This window comes from Kribbella sp. CA-253562 (genome assembly GCF_050942265.1).
Lineage (GTDB): Bacteria > Actinomycetota > Actinomycetes > Propionibacteriales > Kribbellaceae > Kribbella.
This window is the reverse complement of record NZ_CP192049.1, coordinates 7,399,025-7,422,266: the sequence shown is the minus strand read 5'-3', so window position 1 is coordinate 7,422,266 and position 23,242 is coordinate 7,399,025. Positions and strand designations below refer to the sequence as shown.

Sequence of the window (23,242 nt, the reverse complement as noted above, 5' to 3'; positions counted from 1 at the left end):
GGCGCGACCGGTCCGCTCGTCCAGCTCGCACTGAGCGGAGCCCGCGCCTCTTTCCGGAGGTACCGTGACCATCCGCAACGCCGTCGAGTCCGATCTCGACACCATTCACACCCTGATCGCCGAGCAGTCGATCAACACCGTCACCCGTGAGCGCTACGACGAGTATCTCGGCGTCGGCTACTACCGCCACAACTGGACCTGGGTCGTCGAGCAGGACGGCCGGATCATCGCCCTGGCGGTCTGGTGGGGCATGCCGCAGTTCGACCACCCGTTCAGCATCGACGGGCTGTACTACGCCGGCGACGGTGATCCTGTCCCGGTCTGGGCCGACCTGATCCGGCACGCGCTCGACTCGATCCCGGCCGAAGCCGAGCAGCCGGAGTACCACATCTTCCTGCCGAACGGCTGGCGTGAGCAGCCCGACGTCGTGGCCGCGCTCGAGCCCCGGCTGGCCGCCGCGGCCCAGGCCGGCCTGCCGGCGCTGACCGAGCGACTCCGCTACGAGTGGCTGCCGGCGTACGGGCTGCCGGTTCGGTCGAGCCGCCTGCGGTTCGAGCCGGCCGACGACGAGGCGTTCCTCCAGGTCTTCGTCCGGGTGATCGAGGGCAGCCTGGACGCCTCCACCGCGCGAGCCGTCGCGCGAGGTGGAGCCGAGGCGTCGGCCAAGGAGGACCTGGAGATCTACCGGGAGATGCCCGGTGAGCGGGACTGGTGGCGTCTCGCGTACGACGAAGCCGGCGAGCTGGTCGGGTTCGTCGTACCGTCGGCCAACAACGGCGGCCCGGTGATCGGGTACGTCGGAGTGCTGCCCGAGCACCGCGGCCACGGGTACGCCGACGACCTGCTGGCCGAGGGCACCCACCTCCTGGCCGAGACCGGTGCCGGGCAGATCCGCGCGGACACCGACCTCACCAACCGCCCGATGGCCGCGAGCTTCGAACGCCTCGGCTACCGCAACCACTCGATCCGGATGGTCGCCAGCCACCCGATCGCCTGAGCCGTGCCCGGCTGCCCCTCGGAAAAGTTGGTTCCGAGGGGCAGACGGGCAGGCGGTCGGCCCCTATGCTCCCTGACATGTCACAGACCTTCGGGTCCGGTCGGACGGTGCGGGTGGGGCGATGCGGGACATCGCGCTGATCCTGCACGTCGCGGCGGGGGCCTTGGGTCTCGTGCTCGGACCCATCGCGATCGTGCTGACGTTGCGCCGCAAGCGACTCAACTGGGCCGGCGAGATCTACCACTGGGCCGTCGCGCTGGTCTGCCTGACGGCGCTGGTGATGGTGCCGTACGACTGGGCAGGGCTGTGGTTCTTCTGGCCGATCTCGCTGGCGTCGTACCTGTTCGTCTACCTCGGGCAGCGGTCGGCCGAGTCGCCCGGTGGCCTGTGGTACCGCGGCGTGCTGCGCGGGTACGGCGGGAGCTGGATCGCTTTGTGGACAGCGATCCTGGTCGTCAGCGTGCCCGACCACCCGTGGACCTGGGCGGCGCCGACCGTGCTCGGCTCCGCCGTGATCGAAGTGCTCTGCCTCCGGCCCGTCCCGGCGTGGACGCGGGTCTGAGCGAGGATCAGCGCAGCGAGCGGAAGAACGTGCGCAGGTCGTCGGTGAGCAGGTCGGGGACCTCCATCGCCGCGAAGTGACCGCCGCGCTCGTACTCGGTCCAGTGCTCGATCTTGCCGTCGGGATCGACCAGGCTCCGGATCGCCGTCTCGGCGCCGAACACCGCCACCCCGGTCGGCGGAGCCGGTGGGCCCTCGCCCCAGCCGCCGCCGTCAGCGCCGCCGCCCTGGGAAGCCGTGGGCTGCTGCTGTTCCGCGAAGGCGCGCCAGGCGGCCATGCCGTCGTACAGCGCGTGGGCCGAGGAAGCGCCGGAGCCGGTGAACCAGTAGAGGCTGACGTTGGTGAGCAGTTGGTCCTTGTCGACGGCGTCGTCCGGCAGCGCCGCCGCCGGATCGGTCCATTCGGCGAACTTCTCGACGATCCAGGCCAGTTGCCCGGCGGGCGAGTCGTTGAGCGAGTAGGCGAGCGTCTGCGGCCGGGTCGACTGCAGCGTCAGGTAGCCGAGGCCGTCGGTGAGGTACCGGTTGAACCTCTCGCCCCGCTCCCGGTCCGCGCCGGTCAGCGGCTCGAGGTCGATCGGCCCGGCGAACGGTTCGGACGCGCTGACCGCGGCCAGATGTATCCCTGCCACCCGGCCCGGCGCCACGAACGGCAGCATCCCGCTGACCCCCGCGCCGGCGTCGCCGCCGTGCGCCGCGAACCGCTCGTACCCGAGCCGGCTCATCAGCTGCGCCCACATCCCCGCGACCGCGAAGAGGTTGAACCCGGCCGGGCCGAGCGGATTCGAGAACCCGTACCCAGGCAGCGACGGTACGACGACGTGGAAGGCGTCGGCCGGATCACCGCCGTGCGCGCGCGGATCGGTCAGCGGGCCGATCACCCGCGCGAACTCGACCGGCGAGCCTGGCCAGCCGTGGGTCAGCACCAACGGCAGCGCGTCCGGCTCCGGCGACGGCTGGTGCAGGAAGTGGATCCGCTGGCCGTCGATCTCGGTCAGGTACTGCGGGATCTCGTTCAGCCGCGCTTCCTCGGCGCGCCAGTCGTACCCGTCCGCCCAGTACGCCGCGAGGTCGCGCAGGTAGCCGGTCGGCACGCCCCGGCTCCAGTCGTCGACCCGCGGCGCCGCCGGCCAGCGGGTGTTGCGCAGCCGGGCCCGGAGGTCGTCGAGCTGGGTCTGTGGAACATCGATGCCGAAGGCCCGGATCTCGTCGCCGCCCGTCGTGTCTGCACCCTGGATCCTGTCGCCGCTCGTCATACCTGCACCCTGGGAACCATCGCGACAACTTCCTTCCGTGACCTGCACGAGCTGGAGCTCACCGATCTCACCCCGCTGGGTGCGACCGCGGCAAACACTTCGAACCCGGTCTAAGCGAACCTACGCCTGACCGGCCTGTTCCTCCGGGGTGGCGCGGCGTACGACCAGGCGGGTCCAGGCGCCGACGTAGATCCGGTCGTCGGCGTTGAGCTCGCGGCGCTGGCCCGGGGTGATCGGGTCCTCGGGCAGCGGACCGGACGACGGGCCGACGAACGTGCCGTTGGAGGACTGCAGGTCCTCGACCCACCAGCGCTGGCCGTCGGTGGTCAGCTGGGCCTGGCGCCTGCTGACGCCGGTGTCGTCGCCGCAGTCGACCTCTGGGCTGATCCCGCGACTGCGCGACGGCCGCCCGACCAGGACACTCTTCTCGGTCAGCGGTACGACGACCGGCAGCCCGGGGGACGGGCAGGGATCGTCGCTCTGCTGGACGGCGTACCAGTCCGGGTCGACCCAGCGCTCCACCACCCACTCGGCGACCTCCTGGGGTGCCGACGGCACCGGCGGGGGAGGCGTCACCGGGCCCAGGTCCAGCGACGACGCCGGGCGGGGCATCGTGCCGGTGGTGAAGTCGTAGCCGCACGACTCGCAGAACAGCGCGTCAGTGGCAGCCGCGTCGCCGCAATTCGGGCAGGCCTGGACAGCCGGTGCGGGCGTCGGGGCCGCCACAGCAGGAGCCGGTACGGCGGCGGCAGCCGGGCTGGCCGCCGCTCCGATCGGCAGGCCGCAGACGTCGCAGTAGTCGGTCGAGGTGGACGGGTGCCCGCTCGGACACGTCACTGCGGTCATTTCTTCACCCGGGTGGTCTTGGTGGAGGCGGTGTCGAGCGCCATCTCGTCGACCTTCTCGACCGTGCGCTTGAGCCGCACCGTGCCGGTGTCCTGGTCCTCGATGTCGACCACCTTGCGCAGCCGGGAGGTAGCCTCCTCGTTGCCGGTCTGCGCGGCCAGCTGGACGGCCCGGCCGAGCTTGGTGGTCGCGGTCGCGGTGTCGCCGACAGCCTTCGCCGCCAGGCCTTCCTGGATCGCGTTGGCCAGCTCGGTCTGGCCGGTGTAGTGGGCGACCTCCGGGCTGATCCGCGTGGTCAGCGCCTCGTCGGCCGACCACAGCGCCTTCACCAGGCCCTGCGCGAGCACCTGGTCGCCGACGGCCAGCTGGACCCGGGCGGCGAGCTGCTCCTGCCCGATGCCCTTGGCCGCGAGCCGCACGGCGACGTGGTAGTCGCGGGACTCGTCACCCCACGAGCCGGTCGGGTACGACCCGGTCAGCGCGTTCACCTCGGTACGCCGGCCGGTCAGGTCCTCCACGGTCGGCGCGACCTGGCGGACGAACAGGACCTGCGCACCCTGCGGCGCCCAGACCCGCAGGTCCGCGGCGGCGACGCCCTTGCTCATCGCCTGCCGGATCAGCTTCTGGAACTCCGCCGCCAGTTGGTCCGGGGCCGGGATGATGTCGACCGTGCCGAGCAGCGCGGTCGCGATCCGGCGGACCTCCTCGACCTGCCAGGCCACGCCGACGCCGCGGCAGTCGCACTGGAACTGGCCGGTGACCGCCTTGATCGTCTCGGTCAGCACCTCCGGCGACTCGTGCTGGTTCTCGCCGTCGGTGAGCAGGATCGCGTGCTTTTGCGTCAGCGACGGCACGGTCGCGAAGACCCGCGCGGCCAGCCGCAGCCAGGTGCCCATCGCGGTCCCGCCGTCGGCGTAGAACCGGGCCACCGCGTCCTTGGCGGCCTGCCGGGTGTAGGAGTCCATCCGGACCATCACCGGCTCGGCCGACGGCGGGAACGCCAGCTGGGCCCGGTCGTTGCCGGAGATCACCGCGAACCAGACCCCGTCGAGGATCTGGTCGATCGCGGTCTGCGCGGCGTGCGCGGCGGCCCGGACGCCGTCGGCGCCCATCGAGCCGGAGGTGTCGACGATGATGATCTCGCCGACGTCACCGCCGCCCGACTGGCCCGCGACGCCGGCGCCGGAGCAGTCGACGGTGACGATCGCGTGCACGTCCGTGCCGCCGTCGGGCAGGAACTCGTTCTGGTAGACGGTGGCGGAGAACTCGGCCATCTCGTGGCGTTCCTTTCGTCGAGCGGTGTCTTCTACAGGCGCGCGAGCGCGACGGTGATGTTGTCCTGGCCGCCCTGGGCGTTCGCCCAGTCGACCAGTGCGGACGCGGTGGCCAGCGGCTCGCCACCGTTGGCCGCAGCGGTCTGACGGACCAGGTCGGCCAGCGGTGCCGCTTCGGAGCAGTAGTTCCACAGCCCGTCGGAGCAAGCCATCAGCCAGCCCGGTCCCGCCACCCGCAGCGTGGTGGTGCGCGGAGTGTGGTCCGGGGCGTCTTTGCCCAGCCAGCGGGTGATCGCGTGCCCCTGCGGGCCGGTCTCGGCCTCGTGCCGCGGTACGCCGGTCGCGATCAGCTCGGCGGCCCACGAGTCGTCCACGGTGAGCGCCACGGCCTCGGCGTTGTCGGGGAACCAGTACGCCCGGCTGTCGCCGACCACTCCGGCCACCAGCAGCCCCGCCTCGAGCACCGTCGCGACGAACGTGCAGGACGCCGGGTTCGGGCTGTCCGGACTCGTGTTCTCCAGTACGGCGTCGCTCGCGGCGTCCGCGGCCGCGTTCAGCCGGGCGATCACCGCCGCCTCGCGGGACGCCTCCGTGCCCATGCCCTGGGCCTGGCCGGCGACCAGCACGTCGCGCGCCGCGCGGGCCGCGGCCAGGCTGGCCACGTCGGAGTCGAGCGAAGAGCTCACTCCGTCGCAGACGACCAGCAGAGCCCGGCTGCCCGGCTCCGGGTCGGCGGCGATCGCCACGGCGTCCTCGTTGCGGCTGTGCCGGATACCCCGGTCGCAGACCGCGGCGACCCACGGGGCGGGCTGCTCGGTGAAGTGGTCGCGCAACTTGCTGGCCTTGGTGCCACAGGTCTCGCAGTAGCCCTCGGCGCCGACCGTGCCGCCGCAGGACCGGCACGGCCCCGGTTGCACGGCCGCACCGGCCGGGTCACCACCGGTGTGCAGCTCGATCGTGGGCTCCGTGTCGGTGTCCAGCACCGGCGTGGACGGTGCACCGGGCTGCAGCTCGGCACCGCAGTTCTCGCAGTACAGGTCGGCGCCGGACACCGGTTCGCCACACGCTGGGCAGACCGTTCGGGTCGTACTCGTCATCGCAACGTCCATCCTCGAACCTCGTTGGCCAGGTCGACCAGGGCGATCCGTTCTTCCCGGCTGCGGGCGTGGCCGGCCAGCTCACGGTAGGCCGACTCCAGGCCGGCGCGCAGGTCCGACTCCGTCGCGGCGCGCTGCGAGATCACCACCTGCGGGTCCGGGCCGTTGGCCAGCACGACGTCGAGCGCCGTCCGGAACACACTCGCCGACAGCGTCGCCCGGTCCACCGGGTCGATCGTCAGGTCGTCGATACTGCCCATGGCCTCGGCCAGTGCGCCCAGTCCACGCCCCGATCCTGCCAGCAGACCGGCTCGCATCCGGCGGGCCCGGATGTACGCGCCGCTGGTCGGCGGGACGAGGTCCAGCGCGGCGACGGCGCCGTCGAGGTCACCGCGGTCGGACCGGATCGCCGCCAGCCCGAAGGCCGACGGGGCGATGTAGTTGGCGTCGGTGCGGGCGCAGGTCAGGTAGAGGCCCTCGGCAACGTCGTACTCGCCGCTGAGCTGGCAGGACATCGCGAGAGCCAGCTTCGGCGCCAGCTCACCCGGCACCTGGCCGTAGACCGCGTTGAACGCCGACTGCGCGGCGGGAATGTCGTTGCGGGCCAGAGCTACCAGCCCGGCCATCCAGACCGCTCGCCACTCCCAGGGGTCCAGCTTCAGCAGGTCGCTGACCGCGGTGTCGACCAGGTCGTACTGGCTCGAGTCCAGAGCGGCCTGAGCGAACTCCAGCAGCGTCTGCGGCGTCGACACCGGTGCGTTGGACAAAGCCTCCAACCGCTGCAACGGGTCCTGCACGCTGACCGTCTTCAGCCACCCGGCCATAGTGTCGCTCTCGTCGGGCAGCAGCGAGGGGAGGCGTTGCCACGACAACGCGGCCTCACCGAGCCCAGCCGACCGGTCACCTGGGCTGCCGAACAGCAGCGACGACGTGGAGTGCTGCGCGGCGCCGTACGGCTGTTTGGCCGCCACCACCTCCCGCAGTACGCCGAGCAGTTGCACGCGGAGCTCATCGGCGGAGACGAAGCGGTCGGCCGGGTCCTTGGCGCAGGCCTTGAGCAGCAGGCGGTACAAGGAGTCGTACTCCTGGAACAGCGGCACATCGGCGACCGGCGGCAGCGACGACAGGTACGTCGACTGGTAGCCGCGGAACTCCATCGCCAGCACGGCCAGCGTGCGGCCGAGCGTGTAGATGTCCGAGGCGATCGACGTCCCGACCTCCGGGACCTCGGGCGCCTGGTAGCCGACCGTGCCGTAGATCGCCGAGTCCATGTCGTCGATCCGCCGGACGCCGCCGAGGTCGATCAACTTCACCGCGTCGCCGACCTGGATGATGTTGTCCGGCTTGAAGTCGCAGTAGACCAGTTCGAGGTCGTGCAGGTACGAGAACGCGGGCAGGATCTCCAGGATGTAGGCGATCGCCTGGTCCGGCGGCAGCGGGTCGTACCGGCCGTTGTTGGCCTGCATGCGCTGCTTGAGCAGGGTTTTCAGCGAGGTGCCGCCGACGTACTCCATCACGATGTAGCCGGCACCCTCGTGGGTGACGAAGTTGTAGATCTCGACGATCAGCGGGTGCTCGACCCGGGCCAGGAACTGCTGCTCGGCGATCGCCGCGGCGACGGCGTCGGGGTCCTCGGAGTTCAGCAGGCCCTTGAGCACGACCCAGCGGTCGGAGACGTTCCTGTCCTGGGCCATGTAGATCCAGCCGAATCCACCGTGCGCCAGGCAGCCGGCCACCTCGTACTGGCCGCCGACCAGGTCGCCCTTGTGCAGCTTCGGCGAGAACGAGAACGGGCTGCGGCACTTCGGGCAGAACCCCTCGGTGCGGCCCGGCTGGTCACCCCGTGCCCGGCCGACCGGGTTGCCGCAGTTCGGGCAGTTCCGCCGGTCTTCGGGGACCATCGGGTTGGCCAGAATCGCTTTGCCGGCGTCGATCGGCGGGATCGTCGGCACGCTGGTCAGACCAGCACCCAGCCGAGCTCCCCGCAGCCGCGTCGACGAGGTCCCGAGCCGCCGGGTCAGCTTCGACCCGGCTGCCTGAGCCCGCGCCGACCCCAGCGGCGTCGAAGCCAGCCGATTGGACGCACGAGAAACAGTGGAAGGAGAGCTGATCGGTTCAGCTGAGGGTGCGGCACTGGAGGTGGCGGGCGTTCCACAAACATCGCAGTAGCCGTCGACTACCGTCCCGCTGCAGCCGGGCTGTGTGCAGGCGCCGGCAGCAGCCGGAGCACCGATCCCGGCACTACCTCCACTGGCGGTGACTGCGGGCGAGCCGCAGACGTCGCAGTAGCCGTCGACTATGGAGCCGGTGCATCCCGGCTGGGTGCAGGTCATGTCGTCCCTCCGACACTGTTGTCCAGATAGGTCTGGTAGGCCGCGACGAGCGCCGCCAGGCGGGCCAGGTCGACCGGCTCCGCCGTCAGCACCTCGCTACCACGCCGGTACAGCTCGGCCAGGTCCTCGATCGTTCCCTCGGTCCGCGCGACACTGCCCGCCTTGACCCGGTACGCGTCCAGCCGCGCCGCCAGCTCGTCGCGCCGCTCCAGCGCACCGCCGTACGCCGACTGCGCCTGCCCCAGCGCCCGCCGTACGGCGTCGAGCCGGGTCAGGTACTTCGCCAGCTCGGCAGGCGTGTTCGGCACCGGCCCCAGCGCGGTCACATCCGGTACGCCGAGTCGCGGTGCCGGATCGACGGCCGCCACGCACCGGTCGGCCAGAGCGCGCACGGCCGTGCCCTGCGCCTCCAGCTCGGTCCGCAACGTCCGCGCGCGGGCCACGTCGGCAGCACGCTCCCGCCGGGTCGCCGACCCGACGATCAGGTCACGCTCGACCCGCGCCGCGTCCATCTCCAGCGGGCCGATCAGCCCACCGACGTCGGCACCCCGCTTGGACCGCTCGGCCAGATCGGTCACCCGCCGGTCGAGGTCGTGGTGCTTGGCGATCGCGTCGTTCCGGCTGACCGCGGGTTCGCGCGCGACCAGGTCGTTGATCCGCTCGACCTGCGCCCGCAACTGCCGCAGCCGCGCGGCCAGATCCGCGTCGCCGGGCTCCAGCGCGAGCTTGGCCCGCAGCGTCGCCGCCAGCGCGTCGGACAAAGTGCATGCCTCAGGCAACGAAACCGCCAGTGATCCCGCACCGGATCCGCCGGCCCAAGAGCCCGTGCCGCTTCCGCCACCCGTGCCGCTTCCGCCACCCGCGCCCGACCCGGCCGAGCGCGCACCCACTCCGGTGTCCAGCCCGCCCCAGATCAGCGTCGAGATCCGCTCCGTCTCGGCCGGGCCGACCCGCCCGGAGTCCCAGGTCAGCAGGATCAGCTCGTACCGGTCCGAGACCGCCTTCCACACCGCCATACTGAGCACGACGTCGGCGGTCAGCGCGTCGGCGTCGGCCGAGTGCAGGGCGGCCTGGTCGAGCTCGTCCAGTTCCGCGCGCCGCCGGTCGCGCCAGGTCCCGAGCGCGTCCAGGAACGCCAGCAGCTCCGAAGCCGGAATGCTGCTGCCGATCCGCCCCGGCGGCGCCGGCGCGACGGCGGTCGGCGTACGGACGGTCATCATCTCCTGCCGTACAAGGGCTTGGGCGGGGCCGGAGCGGGACCGAGCGTCGGCGCCAGCCACTTGTCGTAGGAGGCCTTCCAGCGCCCGTCGGCCTTCATCTGCTCGAGTACGCCGTTGACGAATCGGACGAAGTCGCGGTTGCCGATCGGCATGCCCAGCCCGTACGGCTCGTCGCTGATCCGCTCGTTCGGAATGATCCGCGCGTACGGGTCCTGCGCGGCCTCGCCGGCCAGCACGGTGTCGTCACCGGTGATTCCGTCCGCCTTGCCCTGCTGGAACAGCACCAGGCAGCCGGTGTCGGTGTCGGCGGTGATCGCCTTGACGCCACGGTCCTTGTACTTGTTCAGGTTGTCCAGGCTGGTCGACCCGGCCGGTGCGCAGACCGTCTTGCCGCTGAGGTCGCCCAGGCTCTTGGCAGGTGAGTCGCGCTGGACCAGCGTCCGCTGGCCCGACCGGTAGTACTCGGCGGAGAACGCGATCTGCTGCCAGCGGGCGCAGTTGATGGTCATGTTCCGGGCGACGATGTCGAGCGTCTTGTTCTGCAGCACCGGGATGCGCTGCGGGCTGGAGATCACCACCAGCTCGACCCGGTTCGGGTCGCCGAAGATGGCCTGGGCCACGGCCCGGACCATGTCGATGTCGAAGCCCTCGATGGCGCCGGTGATCGGGTTGCGCGAGCCGAGGTTCAGGCTGTCGGCGGAGATCCCGGCGCGGAGCCGGCCGTTGCGGTAGATCCTGTCCATCGTCGAGCCGGCCGGCATTTGCTCGGGTGGGGGCAGTGCGCCCGTGGGAGCGAAGGAGCGCAGCTCGTCGGTGCCGTTGTTCGTGCACGTCGGCCCGGCCGGCGGCGGCGCCGTACTGGTCGGGGCGGCCGGCTTCGGCGGGATCTGGGTGGCCGCGTAGTCGCCCGAGCCGCAGGCGGTCAGGGCGAGCAGCGTCAGCGCGCTGCCGACGGCGATCAACTGCTTCTTCATCGGTATTCCCCCAGTCGCTGGGACAGTCCCCAGGCAGCGAGCAGCGCGGCCACGATTCCGATCGGCAGGCCGAGCCACTCGATCGGCGGCAGCGCGCCGCGGGCCGTGCCGAGCTGCTGCTGTGCCGCGTTGCTGGTCGTCTCGAGGCTCGCGGCCGACGACTTGTCGAACGCGCCGAAGTACGTGTTCGCCGAGTTCCCGCCGGACCCGATCGCCAGGTTCACGGCCTCGTCCCAATCGCCGCGGTCGTCGGCCGTGCGGATCGCCTGGTGGCTGCGCTTGTAGTCCTGCCAGCCGCTCGGCCTGCCCACCCGCCCGAGCTTGCCGAGCTCGTCGTCGACCCGGCCGGCCGCATCGGTCCATGCCTTCTCGAACGCCGCACCGGAGCCACGGGCGATCAGCGTCAGGCTCTCGTTCGACTTCGCGTCGTACGCCGCGATCCGGGCCCGCGAGAGGGCCAGCGCGTTCGCGTACGTGTCGTTGCGGGTGTCCTCGGCCGTGCTGCTCGCCTCGGCCATGCCGGCACCGCCGACCACCATCGTCACCAGCACCAGGACGGCGCCCGCGGCGAGCGGGATGTTCAGGTAGCGGTGGGTGCGCTTGGCCAGCCAGATCATCGTCACCACCAGCACGGCGAGGCTGAGGAACCCGCCGGCGATCAGCCACACGGTGCCGCCGCCGACGCCCTCGAACTCGGTGTCGACCCGGTCCTCGTTGGCCGCGACCAGCGCGTTGAGCAGCGGGAGCGAGTCGTTCTGCAGGGTCGCGTTCGCGTCCTTCAGGTACTGCGAACCGATCGGCAGGCCCTGGCGGTTGTTGGCGCGGGCCTGCTCGATCTGGCCGTTGTAGGTCAGCAGCGTGGTGTTGAGCTGGCCGAGCACGGTCTGGTCGGCCGGCTGCGCGGTGGCGGCCTCGGCAATCAGCCGGGAGGCCGTCGCCAGCGAGTCGACGAAGTGCTGGCGCTGGGCCGGCGGCTCGAGTCCACCGACCAGGAAGGCGTTGGTGGCGTCGGCGTTGGCGGCGACCAGATTGGTGTGGATCGCCTGGACCCGGACCAGCTGGGCGGTGTTCGCTTCGGCGCGCTGCAGGGCCCCGTCGGACTGGCGGAAGCCCTGCGCGGCGGCCAGGCCGAACAGCACGGACACCACCGCGGACAGGATGAGCAGAGCGCGCATCCGGCCCGGCGTACCGGCGAACCACTCACCGAGCGGTCCGCGGTGGGGCGTCGGCGAACTCTGTGACTGCGGCGGGGCGCCGCTCGAGGCGACCGGCGTGGCCGGCGGCGACCAGGTCGCCGGGGGCGCGCTGACTGTCTGGGTCACGCCTGTTCTCCTTGCTCGGGCGGCACAGTCTGATCTTCACTGAGCAGCTCTGTTCCGACGGCTGTGCTGCCAGGACCGGTCGGCGGGTGCAGTTCCTCGTCGGTCAGGTCCACGGCGAGGATCTGACGCAGCTGGTCGGTCGTGGGTGCCGTGACGTCGCGCAGCCGCCAGGCGTGCCGGCCGATCGCGGCCTCCAGCACGTTGCGGGCGAAGCGGCCGTTGCCGAACGAACGGTCCCGCGGAGTCGACGACAGGATCACCTGGAAGTGCTCCAGCGCCTCCGGGGTCAGCTCGTAGTCGGCGGCCTCGGCCAGTCCGGTGAGGATCTCGGTGAGCTCGGCGTCGGTGTAGTCGTCGAAGCCGATCGTCGTGCGGAACCGGCTGGCCAGGCCGGGGTTGGCGGCGATGAAGGTCTGCATCGGCTCGGGGTAACCGGCCACGATCACGACCAGGTCGTCGCGGCGGTCCTCCATCTCCTTGACCAGCGTGTCGACCGCCTCGCGGCCGTACTGGTCGGTGCCCTGGTCACCCGAGGTCAGGCTGTACGCCTCGTCGATGAACAGCACGCCACCGGCCGCGGACGCGACGACCTCGGCGGTTTTGGTCGCGGTCTGGCCGAGGTAACCGGCGACGAGCTCGGACCGGTCGACCTCGACGAGCTGGCCCTTGGACAGCAGGCCCAGTGCCTTGTAGATGCCGCTGACCAGCCGGGCCACGGTCGTCTTGCCCGTGCCGGGGTTGCCGACGAAGACCAGGTGGCGGGTGATGGTGGGACTCTTCAGCCCTGCTTCGGTCCGGAGCTTCTCCACTCGCAGTACTGCGACCTGCCGGTGCACTTCGCGCTTGACCTTCTCCAGCCCGGTCAGCGCGTCCAGCTCGGCCAGCAACTCCTCGACCGTGCGTTCGGGCGGCTGCTCAGCCTGCGTGTCTGGCTGGGGGAGCGCTGCACCGGAAGGTGAGGGCTCGACGACGGCAGGACCCGGCTGGGCTCCGACCTGGAGCGGCCGCGCGCCGGCTGCCTGCAGCTGAGCGGCAGCTGCGACGGAGGCGTTGCCGATGACTCTCATCGTCGGCTCACCGAGCGAGCAGCTCGCTGAAGCGACCTCCGCCAGCGCCTCGGCGTACGGGACCTTGTGCGGTGAGCTCTGCGCGATCAGCTCGCTCAGCATCGCTGTCGGGGCGCCGCGCCATCTCCGGCCGCGGACTGCCGCGTCGAAGAAGTCCTGGGTGGTTGCCCCTGGCATCACCGCGGCCCAGTCCGCCGGAGCGCCAGGAGCCGACTCGGCCAGCGCGGCGGCCAGTGACAGCCCCTCTGCCCGGGCAGAGGCCTCGGGCACACCGGCACGCGCCGCAACGGTCAGCAGGCCCGCCAGCGCGTCCTTCAGCGACGTACCCCCCACGCTGCTCATGCCCCTCCTCGTCCTGGCGGTGGTTGCAGTGGGCCCGGACCTGACGGCCCGGGCGGGACGTCCGGCGCCTGCGTCGACGGCGTCTCACCCAGGGCGAGACTGCCACCGGTGGAGCCGGTGCCGAACTTCTCCTGCAGGAACCTGCCGTGCGCGACCAGCGCGGCCGCGTCGGCCCGGTTCACCGCGTCGAAAACCTTGTCCATCGTGGACCCCAGCAGGTCCAACTGGTCGATCAGCAGCATCAGCGACGTCTTGCCACGGTCCACCGGCCGGCTGTCGGCCCACTGGCGCGGCAGCCGCAGATACCCACCGATGGCCTCCGGCAAGTAGTCCGTCGCGGTCGCCATCACCGAGTACGCCTGGGCGCTGCCGCCGAGGTTGCCGAGCCGCGGAATGGTCTCCCGCACCGTCCGGACCACCCGGTTGACCCGGGACGCGACCACGGCCGGTACGGCGCCGTCCGCGACCAGCTGCTCCACCCGGACCAGCGCGGCGAGCAGGTCGTCGGTGGTCGGCGCACGAGGAGTCGGGGCAGGCTCGGGCTCCGCCTTGCGGCCGGTCAGCCGCGCGAAGAAGTCACCCAGCGCCATGCACTCCTACCCGTCCCCCCGCTCGTGGACCGACCGGTCCGGCTGTTGTGGTCCCGCGGCTCAGCGGCCGAGATCGAGGCTGCCCTGGATCACCCGCTGGTCCTGCTGGGCGACGCGCTCCAGGTAGCTGCGGGACTTGGTCACCTCGGTCTCCAGCGTGCCGATGGTGGCGGCCATGCTGTCCAGCGCCTCGACCTTGAAGGTGTCGATCGCGTCCATCGTGGCGTAGATGTTCGCGAACGCCGCCTGCAGCTGCGGCAGCCCGATGGTCGCCGAGGCGGCCTGCTGCTGGATCGCGACCGAGTTGTCCCGCAGCATCTGCGAGGTGCGCTCGATCATCCCGCTGGTGGTCGTGTTCAGCGCGGTGATCTGGTCCAGCACGAGCTTCTGGTTGCCCAGGGCCTGCGCCACGATGACCGCCGTACGCAACGCCGAGACGGTCGTGGTGGAGGCTCGGTCGACGCCCTTGATCAGCTCGATGTTGTTCTTGATCACGATGTCGATGGCCAGGTAGTTCTGGATCGACACGGCCAGCTGGACGAGCAGGTCCTGGTGCTTCTGACGGACGTAGAAGAGCACGTCCTCGCGCAGCGCCTTGGCCTTGTCCGGGTCGGTCGTCTCCAGTTCGGCGATCGTCGCGGACAGCCGCGCGTCCAGCCGCTCGGCGACGTACACGTACTGGTTCAGCCGGCCCATCGCGTCCCAGAGTTGCTGCTTCTCCAGGTTCAGCGCGGCGTTGTCCTTGGCGAGCTCGTCCTGGCCGTTGCGCAGCGAGTGCAGGATGCCCTCGAGGTGGCTCTGCGCGCTCTGGTACTTGCGGAAGTAGTCCTCGATCTTGTCGCCGAACGGGATCATCCCGAGCAGCTTCTTCGTCCCGGTAGCTTCCTTCGGGTCCAGGTCCTCGACCGTACGGCGAAGCTCCAGCAGCGTCTTGCCGACCGTCGAGCCCTCCGACAGCCCGCCGCTCTGCAGCGCCCGGACCGGCGACTGCAGCAGCCGGTTCGAGCTCTCGGCGGCGTGCCGGATGTCGACGTCACCCATGCTGCGCACGTCGGTGGCCTTGGCCGCGAACTCCGGCGACCGCGGCGCCGCGGTCATCAGCGAGCTGAGGAACCCGTCGACCTTCGCGTCCAGCCCCGGCAGCGCGGCCGGGTCGACCGCCGGCGCCATACTGGGCGCGGCCGTCGCGGCGACGGGCTGTGCCGGGGCGGGTGCGGTGAGTATCAGTCCGGGCGCGGTCGCGGTCGGCGGCTGCAACGGCTGAGCCTGCGCGGCCCCCGCTCCGGCTGCCGGTGTCCCCGCGGTGCTGTCGGCTTCGGTCATCGTCGTTCCCCTCCGGTGGCCTGCCACGGGCCCGCGCCCGCGTCCCCTGTCACACACTCCGTGACGCGGAGACAATCTACGCGGTTCCCGGTCCGTTGGCGCGGGCCGTAACGGAGTCGTTGTCAGGACAAGAACTCAGGCGCGGACGTAGCTGACGAAGCTGAAGCCGTCGTGGGGGTCGCGGGCGGTCTCGGTCCAGGCGGTGGGGTCGAGTTCGGGGAAGGTGACGTCGCCGTCGGGGGACTGGTCGACCTCGGTGAGTTCGAGGCGGTCGGCCGACGGCAGGGCGAGGCGGTAGATCTCGCCGCCGCCGGCCACGAAGACGTCGTTGCCGTCAGCAAGTTTCAGGGCGTCGTCGAGGGTGTGCGCGACCTCGACACCGGGAGTGGACCAGTCGGGCTGCCGGGTGATCACGACCGTACGCCGGCCGGGCAGTGGGCGGCCGATCGAGTCGTAGGTCTTGCGGCCCATCACCAAGGTGTGGCCGAGGGTGAGCTGCTTGAAGTGCTGCAGGTCCTCGCGGATCCGCCAGGGCAGGTCGTTGTCGCGGCCGATCACCCGGTTGCGGCCGAGCGCCGCGATCAGGACGACGCTCATACCGCGATCGGCGCCTTGATCCCCGGGTGCGGGTCGTAGCCGACCAGCTCGACGTCGGCGATCTCGTAGCCGTCGATCGAGTCGCGCTGCCGCAGGTTCAGCGTCGGCAGCGGGCGCGGCTCGCGGGTGAGCTGCAGCTTGGCCTGGTCGAGGTGGTTCAGGTAGAGGTGCGCGTCGCCGAGGGTGTGCACGAAGTCGCCGACCTCGAGCCCGGTCTGCTGGGCGACCATGTGCGTCAGCAGCGCGTACGACGCGATGTTGAACGGGACGCCGAGAAAGATGTCGGCCGAGCGCTGGTACAGCTGGCAGGACAGCTTGCCCTCGGCCACGTAGAACTGGAACATCGTGTGGCACGGCGGCAGGGCCATGGTGTCCAGCTCGGCGACGTTCCAGGCGCTGACCAGGTGCCGGCGCGAGTCCGGGTTCTGCTTGATCGCCTCGATCACGCCGCTGATCTGGTCGACGTGCCGGCCGTCCGGAGTCGGCCAGGAGCGCCACTGGTAGCCGTAGACCGGGCCGAGCTCGCCGTCGTCACCGGCCCACTCGTCCCAGATCGAGATGCCGTTCTCCTGCAGCCACTTCACGTTGGTCGAGCCGCTGAGGAACCAGATCAGCTCGCCGACCACCGACTTCAGATGCAGCTTCTTGGTGGTCACCGCGGGGAACCCGGCGCTCAGGTCGTAGCGCGCCTGGTGCCCGAAAACACTCAGCGTGCCGGTGCCGGTGCGGTCACCCTTCTCGACGCCGTGGGTGAGTACGTGGTCGAGGAGCTCCAGATACTGCCGCATGCCGCCGACCTTACAACCGCCGCGTGAGCCGGCCGCGATGCCACTCCTGCCCGCGCTGGGTGGGCTGGCAGACTCGCGCGGGTGAGTGATGTGGAGTACGTGCTGACGCTGGTCGCGCACGTGGAGAAGAACGAGCGGCCGGCGCAGACCGACGCGCTGGAGACCGCGGCGCGCGCCGTACTGGCGATCCTGGCCGACGAGCGGTCGACTGGCGAGGGGGAGTGGGCCGAGGCGATGCGGGCCTGGCAGGACGCCCGGATCCGGAAGGTCGTACGGCGGGCGCGCGGCGCGGAGTGGCGCCGGGCGTCGGCGCTGCCGGGGATCACGGTCACCAGCGGGGTGCCGGTCGAGCCGGCGGACGGACCGCCCGGAGCGGAGGAGTCAGTGGGGCCGCCGCCGGCGGAGGTTCGGGTGTTTCCGCCGGTGCCGGTGGACGAGCTGCCCAAGGACCTGGCCAAGTTGCAGGTGACTGGGACTGATTTGGAAGACGGTGACTTGCCGCAGGTGGCGTCCGGCGTACCGGTGCTGTGGGTGAACCCAGGGCTGGAGATGTCGACCGGCAAGACGATGGCTCAAGTCGGCCACGCCGCGCACCTCGCCTGGTGGGCGCTCCCGGAGGCAGCGCGGAAGGCCTGGATCGACGACGGGTTCCGGCTGGCGGTGCGGACCGCGTCGCCCGAGCGCTGGAAGCAGCTGCTGCGGAGCGGACTGCCCGTCGTCCAGGACGCCGGCTTCACCGAGGTCGAACCGGGCAGCCGGACCGTCGTCGCCGATCACCCCGCCCTGCACTAGCCACTAGCGCCGTACGCGGTAGTGCAGGTGGGTGACCCGATCGCCCTGGACGATCTCCGGATCCTCGAGCAGCACCTGCCCGCCGGTGTAGTCGCCGAAGAACGGCACGCCGGTACCGAAGACGACCGGGACCAGGCTGTAGGCGATCTCGTCGACCAGTCCGGCCGCCAGCGCCTGGCCGGTCAGGTTGCCGCCGGTCACCGCGACCTCGCGGTCCCCGGCGAACTCACGGGCCTGCGCGATCGCGTCCTCGATCCCGGAGACGAACGTGAACGGCGCGTCCGGGAACGGCCAGTCCGTCGGTGGCGTGTGGGTGACGACGAAGACGTGCTCGCCGACCGCCGGTACGCCGTTCCAGCCGTTGGTGATGTCGAACAGCCGCCGCCCGATCACGCACGCGGCGATCTTCGGCCAGGTCGCGTTCATGTAGTCCGCGCTGGCCTGGCTGACCATGAACGGCCGGCCCGGATCGGCGCCGTAGACCTCCACCGGGCCGTTGCCGTACCAGTCGAACAGCGGCCCGACGTCGTCCTTGGTGTCGGCCACGAAGCCGTCCAGTGAGACGACGGCCGACGCGATGACGTTGCCCATCACGAATCCTTCCGTACGGCGTACGTGAGGTGCTGCGCGTTCGGCGTCGACACCGCCGACGTCAGCTCCAGGTCCACCCGCGGACCGGGGCCCGCGGGAAACAGTCTCGTCCCGTCGCCCAGGACGACCGGCGCGACGTGCAGCAAGAGGACGTCGGCCAGGCCGGCGGCGAGCACCGCGTGGCAGATCTCGCCACCGCCCATCACCATCACGTCCTGGTCCCCGGCGGCCTCGCGGGCCTGATCGATCGCGGCCGTCAGGTCGGTGACGAACGTGAACCGGTCACCGAGCCGGGTCGTGGCCGGCGGCTCGTGGGTGACGACGACGATCGGTGGCTTGCGCTCGCTCTCGCGGGTGGCGCCGTAGCCCATCTCCTCGTTCCAGCCGTCGGGGGCGTCGATCACGTCGAACAACCGCCGGCCCTGGATCACCGCGCCGGTGCGTTCGAAGCTCCGGTCGAGGGTGGCCCGATCCTCGTCGGTGCCCTCGAAGACCCAGCGGTGCAGGGCCTCGCCGTTGTCGCCGAGGCCGTTGCCCGGGCCGGCGTTCGGCCCGGTGACGTAGCCGTCCAGGGAGACGGAGATCTCGACCAGTACCTGGCTCATCGGCCCGTCTCCTTCGCGACCAGGGCGGTCAGCTTCGCCATCGCGTCGTTGAGGCCGTGCTCCATGCCGCTGGCAACCATGCCGTCGCGGGCCTCGACCGACGGGAACACCGACCAGGTCCGCAGCCGGACGCCGTTCCCGGTCGCGGTGTACGTCGCCTTCTCCAGGCTGACCTCGCCCGGCAGACCCTCGTACTCGAAGGTCTGGATCACCATCGCGCCGGGCTCGATGGCGTGGAAGACACCGCGGAAGGCGTACTCGGTGCCGTCGGCGGCGCGGTGGATGTAGCGGTACCGGCCACCGGGGCGGACGTCGTACTCGACGACCTCCATCTCCAGCTCGTTCGGGCCGAGCCACTGGCTGATCAGGTCGGGATCGGTGGAGACCCGGAACAGCTGCTCGGGGGTGGCGTCGAAGTCCCGGATCACCTCGATGAACGGCGTGTTCGCGGGGGCGTTGATGGTCGTGTCGCTCATTGGTCCTGCTCCTTCACGGTGTCGAGGAGAGCGTCGATCCGGCGGAACCGGCGCTCGGTCTCCAGGCGGTACTGGTCGATCCAGCTGGTCAGCTGTTCGAGGGCGCTCGGGGCGAGGTGGCAGGGCCGGCGCTGGCCGTCCCGGGTGCGGGTGATCAGCCCGGCGGACTCCAGGACGGAGATGTGCCGCGAGATCGCCTGCAGCGTGATCGGGAACGGCTCGGCGAGTTCGTTCACCGTGGCCGGCCCGCGGGACAGCCGGGCGATCAGGGCCCGCCGGACCGGGTCGGCCAGGGCGAGGAACGCCCGGTCGAGTGCCTCTTCGTCAAACGCCATGTTTATCAACCAATGACTTGATCAACTGATGTGTTGAATATAGGCGTGGGCTTTGGAGAGGTCAAGCCGGGAGTTCGAGCAACTTTGGTTGACATCCCAGTGTTGTCAACTTAGGTTGCTAAGAGGAGGTGGCTGATGGAGAAGTTGGTGGATCCGGCGGACCCCGGAGCCGGGCTCGCGGCGGTGGTCGCGTTGCGGCGGCTGGCGGACCGGCTGGAGGACAGCCAGGTGGAGCAGGCGATGCGGGCCGGCTGGAGCTGGTCCGACGTGGCCGAGGTGCTGGGAGTGACCCGGCAGGCCGTGCACAAAAAACACGCCAAGCGGCTGATCGCCGCGGGTGTCGCCCTGAGGAGGCGCTGATGAGTGGAAGTACCGCTGCCAAGGACGTCCGGTCGGTGCTGGTTCGCGGTGCGCGCGAGGAGGCGCGGCTGGACGGTTCGCCGACGATCGAGGCCGAGTATGTGTTGCTGGCGTTGTCAGCCCTCGAGGGAACGGCGACCGCGCGGCTGCTTGCCGCGGCCGGGCTGAACCGGGACGGCGTACGGGCCGCGCTGGATCGCGAGTGGGAGCAGAGCCTGGCCGTCGCCGGGGTCCGGATCGATGCGGGACAGTTGCCGAGGGCAACACCCGATCCGACCCGCACGCCGCGGATCGGCGAGTCGACGGTCAGGCTGCTGCAGCGCGCGATGGACGCCTCCAGCGAGCTCGGCGGTGGGCGGATCACCGCCGCGCACATGCTGATCGGCGTACTGGACACCAAGCTGGAAAGGGTTTCCCGGGCGCTGGACATCGCCGGCGTCGACCGGGCCGCGCTGCGCGCCCTGGCGGTCGAGTCCGCTCAGCGCGGCGAACGCTGAGGTCAGACCGTCGCGAAGCCGGCCATCATCGCCATGTCCTCGTGCTCCAGGTTGTGGCAGTGGATCAGGTACTTGCCGCGGTGCGCGGTGAAGCGCACCAGGACGTCGACCACCTCGGCGGGCCGGACGTCGACGGTGTCCTTCCAGCCGCCGTCGTAGCGGCCGGGCGGCCCGCCGCCGCGGCGCAGGACCTGGAATGGCGCGAGGTGAACGTGGACCGGATGGTGCACGTCGGTGACGAACGACCAGACCTCGTACTGGTCGAGCTTCACCGTCGCCTGCATCACCTCCGGGTCGAACGGCTTGCCGTTGATCGTCCACCCGCGGTGCTCGCCGGCCGCGCCGCGCCGGAAGCGCCACTTGCGACGGACGAGACCCTGCGGCTCGGGCACTCGGGCGTACGACGAGAGCTTCGCCGGAACGTTGCTGTCGTCAACCGCCTTGCGGGCGACGACGAACCGCATCACCTCGGCGGCCCGGCCGGTGCCGAGCTTGTTGTGCAGGGTGACCTCGGTGCCGACGGCGTACTGCGAGAAGTCCACGACCACGTCGAACCGCTCGGCCGGTGCGATCACCAGTGTCTCGTGCTCGACCGGTGCGCCGAGCAGACCGCCGTCGCTGCCGATCTGCACGAACTTGCCCGGGCCGTCGAGTGCCAGCTCGTAGCGCCGCGCGTTGGCGGCGTTGAGGATCCGGAAGCGGTAGCGGGCGGCGTCCACCTCCAGTACCGGCCAGGGTGCGCCGTTGACGAGCTGGACGTCGCCGATGACGCCCTCCATGTACTTGGACTCGACGCCCGGCCCGTCCTTCAGTGCGGGATAGCGGAACGACCCGTCCGCGTGGAACGCGCGGTCTGCCAGGACCAGTGGGATCTCCCGATCGCCTGCAGGCAAAGGGAGTGCGTCCTCCTCGGCATCGCGGACCAGGTGCAGACCGAAGAGGCCCCGGTAGACCTGCGGAGCGGTGTAGTCCATCCGGTGGTCGTGGTACCAGAGGGTGGCGGCCCGCTGGGTGTTCGGGAAGGTGTAGGTCCGGCTGCCTGTCTTGACGTCGCCGCCGGCCATACCGTGGTGCCCGGTGTGGTCGTGGTGACCCCCGTGCGGCAGCAGCAGGTCCAACGGCCAGCCGTCGCTGCTGGCCGGGGTGTGCCCGCCATGCAGGTGCACGACGGTCGGTACGTCGAGCTGGTTGACCTGCTCGACCACAGTGGTCCGCCCGCTGCGGACGTCGAAGGTCGGGCCGGGCAGCAGGCCGTCGTACCCGAGTACTTCGGTCTTGAGCCCCGGCAGGATCTCCAGCGACGCTTTCTGCTGCACGACGCGGTAGTAGTCGGCCTTGGCGTCGCTGCGGATCGGCCGCTTCACCGGTGGGATCGGCAGCGGGACCTTGAAGGCCTCCGGCAGCGGTACGGCGCTGGTGAGCAGCTCGGCGGTCTGGCCCGGGGACGCGTCCAGGCCGCAGCCGGCCAGTGTCGCGGCACCGGCGACGCCCAGGAATCCGCGGCGGGACAACCTCATCGAACGACCTCCTGATGGCGGAAGGACCACACCGTCATCAGCACGACGGTGACGACGATCGCCGTACCGAGCGGCACGTGCACGGCGAAGTTCTGCAGATGACCGAAGACCAGCTGGACGAAGTCGGCGAAGAACAGCACGAGCGTGACGAGCGCGGGCCAGAGTCGGCCGCCTCCTGGGCGCCAGTAGAGGACGGCGACGACGAACTGCAGCATCGCGACCATCCACAGCGTCGAGCCGATCGGGCTGTGGAGATCGATGGCGTCGGCTTCGCCGGACAGGAAGTACCCGGCCAGGATCGGCTGGGCGATCACCAGCCCGGCGTGCAGCAGCAGGACGATCCGCAGCATCCACAGCGTCACTCGCGGCTGGCGCTTCACGCGCGGCTCGGTCTCCACCACGCCCGTCACGCGGCCACCGCCGTACGCCGGACCGCCCAAGCGGCGCAGACGACGCTGCCGGCGACCACTGCCATGCCGAGCGGCACGTGCAGAGCCAGCTCCCGGCCGTAGCCCGCGTGGATCATCAGGGCCTCGCCGGCGAGTAGCGCTGCGCTCAGCAGGATCGGCCAGAGCAGGCGGGTGGTCCGCCAGGTCAGGCCTGCCACAGCGAGCTGGACGAGGCAGAGGGACGTCGCGGTGAGGCCGACCACCTCGTGGATCCGGGCAGCGGTGCCTTCGCCGTTCAGGTAGATGCCGGCGAGCAGCGGCTGCGCGCAGACCGCGAGGGCGTGCAGCATTGCGACGGCACGGAAAAGCTTCATGCCGCTACTGTAGTAGCGTGTCTACATGTAGCGCGACCAGGTAAACCCTGAGTCGCCCCTGGCGGCTACGGCGTCAACGCCCGGCGGACGGTCGCCGCGAGTGCCTGACGGCGGCGTTCGTGCACCTCGTCGGTGTCGTCCGGACCGGCGGCGTGAGTCAGGCTGGATGCCGCCCACGTGCTCGCCAGCGCGATGAGCATCGAGTGCACGTCCACTGGATCCAGGTCCGCCACGACGTGGCCGCTGCGCTGCGCCGCCTCGATCGCGGCGAGTTTGTCCTTGTCGTGGCCCGCCCAGTCGGCGAACAGGTCGCCGGTCGGGGTGCGCTCGAGCCGGGCCCAAGTGGCCAGGCGGACCAGCTCGGGGTGCTCGACGTTGGAGTCGTAGAGGCGTACGGCGTACCCGGGCAGGTCGTCGGCGGTGAGCGGCACCTGGTCGATGTTGGCCACGACGTGCTCGGCCAGCACGACGTCGAACAGGGCGTCCTTGTTGCCGTAGTACGCGTAGAGCTGGGCCTTGTTGGCCTTGGCGTCGGCTGCGATCCGGTCGACCCGGGCGCCGGCGATGCCGTGGGTCGCGAACTCCGCGGTCGCGGCGTCGAGAATGCGCCGCCTGGTGGCTTGTCCGTCTCCCATGGGCCCCATCCTACTGGAAACAAACTGGTTGGTTTGCTTTTGCCGTGGGGTCGGCCTAAAGTCGAGAAACCAACTGGTTTGTTT

26 protein-coding genes are annotated in these 23,242 nt (G+C 70.8%); 5 read left to right on the top strand and 21 right to left on the bottom strand.

Annotated features, from left to right (window positions below; all coding sequences use genetic code 11):
• Positions 1-64: 64 nt before the first annotated feature.
• Positions 65-997 (top strand): GNAT family N-acetyltransferase, encoded by a 933-nt coding sequence (locus tag ACQPXM_RS35155; protein WP_432942204.1) that lies wholly within the window; start codon positions 65-67, stop codon positions 995-997.
• Positions 998-1,118: 121 nt separating this feature from the next.
• Positions 1,119-1,559, top strand: a complete 441-nt coding sequence (locus ACQPXM_RS35150) for a hypothetical protein (RefSeq protein WP_432942202.1) — start codon at positions 1,119-1,121, stop codon at positions 1,557-1,559.
• Positions 1,560-1,566: 7 nt separating this feature from the next.
• Here ACQPXM_RS35150 and ACQPXM_RS35145 read toward each other — a convergent pair whose 3' ends face one another.
• The 13 genes from ACQPXM_RS35145 to ACQPXM_RS35085 form a co-directional block, all read right to left on the bottom strand.
• Positions 1,567-2,814, bottom strand: a complete 1,248-nt coding sequence (locus ACQPXM_RS35145; RefSeq protein WP_432942200.1) for an epoxide hydrolase family protein — start codon at positions 2,812-2,814, stop codon at positions 1,567-1,569.
• 120 nt (positions 2,815-2,934) lie between these two features.
• Positions 2,935-3,660 (bottom strand): FHA domain-containing protein, encoded by a 726-nt coding sequence (locus ACQPXM_RS35140; RefSeq protein WP_432942198.1) that lies wholly within the window; start codon positions 3,658-3,660, stop codon positions 2,935-2,937.
• Positions 3,657-4,934, bottom strand: a complete 1,278-nt coding sequence (locus ACQPXM_RS35135; protein ID WP_432942196.1) for a VWA domain-containing protein — start codon at positions 4,932-4,934, stop codon at positions 3,657-3,659. Before ACQPXM_RS35135 ends, ACQPXM_RS35140 begins: the two co-directional genes overlap by 4 nt.
• A 32-nt stretch (positions 4,935-4,966) precedes the next feature.
• Positions 4,967-6,031 (bottom strand): PP2C family protein-serine/threonine phosphatase, encoded by a 1,065-nt coding sequence (locus tag ACQPXM_RS35130; protein ID WP_432942194.1) that lies wholly within the window; start codon positions 6,029-6,031, stop codon positions 4,967-4,969.
• Positions 6,028-8,364: a tetratricopeptide repeat protein gene (locus ACQPXM_RS35125; protein WP_432942192.1), complete on the bottom strand. Its 2,337-nt coding sequence runs from the start codon at positions 8,362-8,364 to the stop codon at positions 6,028-6,030. The genes ACQPXM_RS35130 and ACQPXM_RS35125 overlap by 4 nt, the downstream gene beginning before the upstream one ends.
• Positions 8,361-9,581, bottom strand: a complete 1,221-nt coding sequence (locus tag ACQPXM_RS35120) for a hypothetical protein (protein ID WP_432942190.1) — start codon at positions 9,579-9,581, stop codon at positions 8,361-8,363. Before ACQPXM_RS35120 ends, ACQPXM_RS35125 begins: the two co-directional genes overlap by 4 nt.
• Positions 9,581-10,558 carry a glutamate ABC transporter substrate-binding protein gene (locus ACQPXM_RS35115; protein ID WP_432942189.1) on the bottom strand — a complete coding sequence of 326 codons (978 nt, stop codon included), beginning with the start codon at positions 10,556-10,558 and terminating at the stop codon, positions 9,581-9,583. Before ACQPXM_RS35115 ends, ACQPXM_RS35120 begins: the two co-directional genes overlap by 1 nt.
• Positions 10,555-11,880 (bottom strand): hypothetical protein, encoded by a 1,326-nt coding sequence (locus tag ACQPXM_RS35110; protein WP_432942187.1) that lies wholly within the window; start codon positions 11,878-11,880, stop codon positions 10,555-10,557. Before ACQPXM_RS35110 ends, ACQPXM_RS35115 begins: the two co-directional genes overlap by 4 nt.
• The gene (locus tag ACQPXM_RS35105; protein WP_432942185.1) at positions 11,877-13,289 is read right to left on the bottom strand and encodes an AAA family ATPase; all 1,413 of its coding nucleotides are present in this window, start codon (positions 13,287-13,289) and stop codon (positions 11,877-11,879) included. Before ACQPXM_RS35105 ends, ACQPXM_RS35110 begins: the two co-directional genes overlap by 4 nt.
• A complete protein-coding gene (locus tag ACQPXM_RS35100) occupies positions 13,286-13,879 on the bottom strand; it encodes a hypothetical protein (RefSeq protein WP_432942183.1) in 594 nt (197 codons plus the stop codon). The genes ACQPXM_RS35105 and ACQPXM_RS35100 overlap by 4 nt, the downstream gene beginning before the upstream one ends.
• Before the next feature lie 60 nt (positions 13,880-13,939).
• Positions 13,940-15,202: a toxic anion resistance protein gene (locus ACQPXM_RS35095; protein ID WP_432942181.1), complete on the bottom strand. Its 1,263-nt coding sequence runs from the start codon at positions 15,200-15,202 to the stop codon at positions 13,940-13,942.
• Positions 15,203-15,337: 135 nt separating this feature from the next.
• Positions 15,338-15,799 (bottom strand): dihydrofolate reductase, encoded by a 462-nt coding sequence (locus ACQPXM_RS35090; RefSeq protein ID WP_432942179.1) that lies wholly within the window; start codon positions 15,797-15,799, stop codon positions 15,338-15,340.
• Positions 15,796-16,587 carry a thymidylate synthase gene (locus ACQPXM_RS35085; protein ID WP_432942177.1) on the bottom strand — a complete coding sequence of 264 codons (792 nt, stop codon included), beginning with the start codon at positions 16,585-16,587 and terminating at the stop codon, positions 15,796-15,798. Before ACQPXM_RS35085 ends, ACQPXM_RS35090 begins: the two co-directional genes overlap by 4 nt.
• An 81-nt stretch (positions 16,588-16,668) precedes the next feature.
• Between ACQPXM_RS35085 and ACQPXM_RS35080 the strand changes: the two genes are divergently transcribed.
• Positions 16,669-17,379, top strand: coding sequence for a peptidyl-tRNA hydrolase (locus ACQPXM_RS35080; RefSeq protein WP_432942175.1), 711 nt, complete (start codon positions 16,669-16,671; stop codon positions 17,377-17,379).
• Between the two features lie 3 nt (positions 17,380-17,382).
• Here the strand turns inward: ACQPXM_RS35080 and ACQPXM_RS35075 are convergent, their stop codons facing one another.
• The 4 genes from ACQPXM_RS35075 to ACQPXM_RS35060 are packed head-to-tail and all read right to left on the bottom strand — an operon-like array spanning position 17,383 to position 19,386.
• On the bottom strand, positions 17,383-17,970 hold the full coding sequence (locus tag ACQPXM_RS35075; RefSeq protein ID WP_432942173.1) for a dihydrofolate reductase family protein: 588 nt from the start codon (positions 17,968-17,970) through the stop codon (positions 17,383-17,385).
• Positions 17,970-18,575 carry a dihydrofolate reductase family protein gene (locus tag ACQPXM_RS35070; protein ID WP_432942171.1) on the bottom strand — a complete coding sequence of 202 codons (606 nt, stop codon included), beginning with the start codon at positions 18,573-18,575 and terminating at the stop codon, positions 17,970-17,972. Before ACQPXM_RS35070 ends, ACQPXM_RS35075 begins: the two co-directional genes overlap by 1 nt.
• Positions 18,572-19,051: an SRPBCC family protein gene (locus tag ACQPXM_RS35065; protein ID WP_432942169.1), complete on the bottom strand. Its 480-nt coding sequence runs from the start codon at positions 19,049-19,051 to the stop codon at positions 18,572-18,574. The genes ACQPXM_RS35070 and ACQPXM_RS35065 overlap by 4 nt, the downstream gene beginning before the upstream one ends.
• Positions 19,048-19,386, bottom strand: a complete 339-nt coding sequence (locus ACQPXM_RS35060; RefSeq protein ID WP_432942167.1) for an ArsR/SmtB family transcription factor — start codon at positions 19,384-19,386, stop codon at positions 19,048-19,050. Before ACQPXM_RS35060 ends, ACQPXM_RS35065 begins: the two co-directional genes overlap by 4 nt.
• Positions 19,387-19,521: 135 nt before the next feature.
• Here ACQPXM_RS35060 and ACQPXM_RS35055 point away from each other — a divergent pair, with 135 nt between their 5' ends.
• The gene (locus tag ACQPXM_RS35055) at positions 19,522-19,746 is read left to right on the top strand and encodes a hypothetical protein (RefSeq protein WP_077014983.1); all 225 of its coding nucleotides are present in this window, start codon (positions 19,522-19,524) and stop codon (positions 19,744-19,746) included.
• Positions 19,746-20,243 (top strand): Clp protease N-terminal domain-containing protein, encoded by a 498-nt coding sequence (locus tag ACQPXM_RS35050; protein WP_432942165.1) that lies wholly within the window; start codon positions 19,746-19,748, stop codon positions 20,241-20,243. The genes ACQPXM_RS35055 and ACQPXM_RS35050 overlap by 1 nt, the downstream gene beginning before the upstream one ends.
• 2 nt (positions 20,244-20,245) lie before the next feature.
• Here ACQPXM_RS35050 and ACQPXM_RS35045 read toward each other — a convergent pair whose 3' ends face one another.
• From ACQPXM_RS35045 to ACQPXM_RS35030, 4 genes are all read right to left on the bottom strand, one after another.
• Positions 20,246-21,760: a multicopper oxidase family protein gene (locus ACQPXM_RS35045; RefSeq protein ID WP_432942163.1), complete on the bottom strand. Its 1,515-nt coding sequence runs from the start codon at positions 21,758-21,760 to the stop codon at positions 20,246-20,248.
• The gene (locus ACQPXM_RS35040; protein ID WP_432942161.1) at positions 21,757-22,170 is read right to left on the bottom strand and encodes a hypothetical protein; all 414 of its coding nucleotides are present in this window, start codon (positions 22,168-22,170) and stop codon (positions 21,757-21,759) included. Before ACQPXM_RS35040 ends, ACQPXM_RS35045 begins: the two co-directional genes overlap by 4 nt.
• Positions 22,167-22,523, bottom strand: a complete 357-nt coding sequence (locus ACQPXM_RS35035) for a hypothetical protein (RefSeq protein WP_432942159.1) — start codon at positions 22,521-22,523, stop codon at positions 22,167-22,169. The genes ACQPXM_RS35040 and ACQPXM_RS35035 overlap by 4 nt, the downstream gene beginning before the upstream one ends.
• Positions 22,524-22,588: 65 nt before the next feature.
• Positions 22,589-23,158, bottom strand: coding sequence for a TetR family transcriptional regulator (locus ACQPXM_RS35030; RefSeq protein WP_432942157.1), 570 nt, complete (start codon positions 23,156-23,158; stop codon positions 22,589-22,591).
• Between the last annotated feature and the right edge of the window lie 84 nt (positions 23,159-23,242).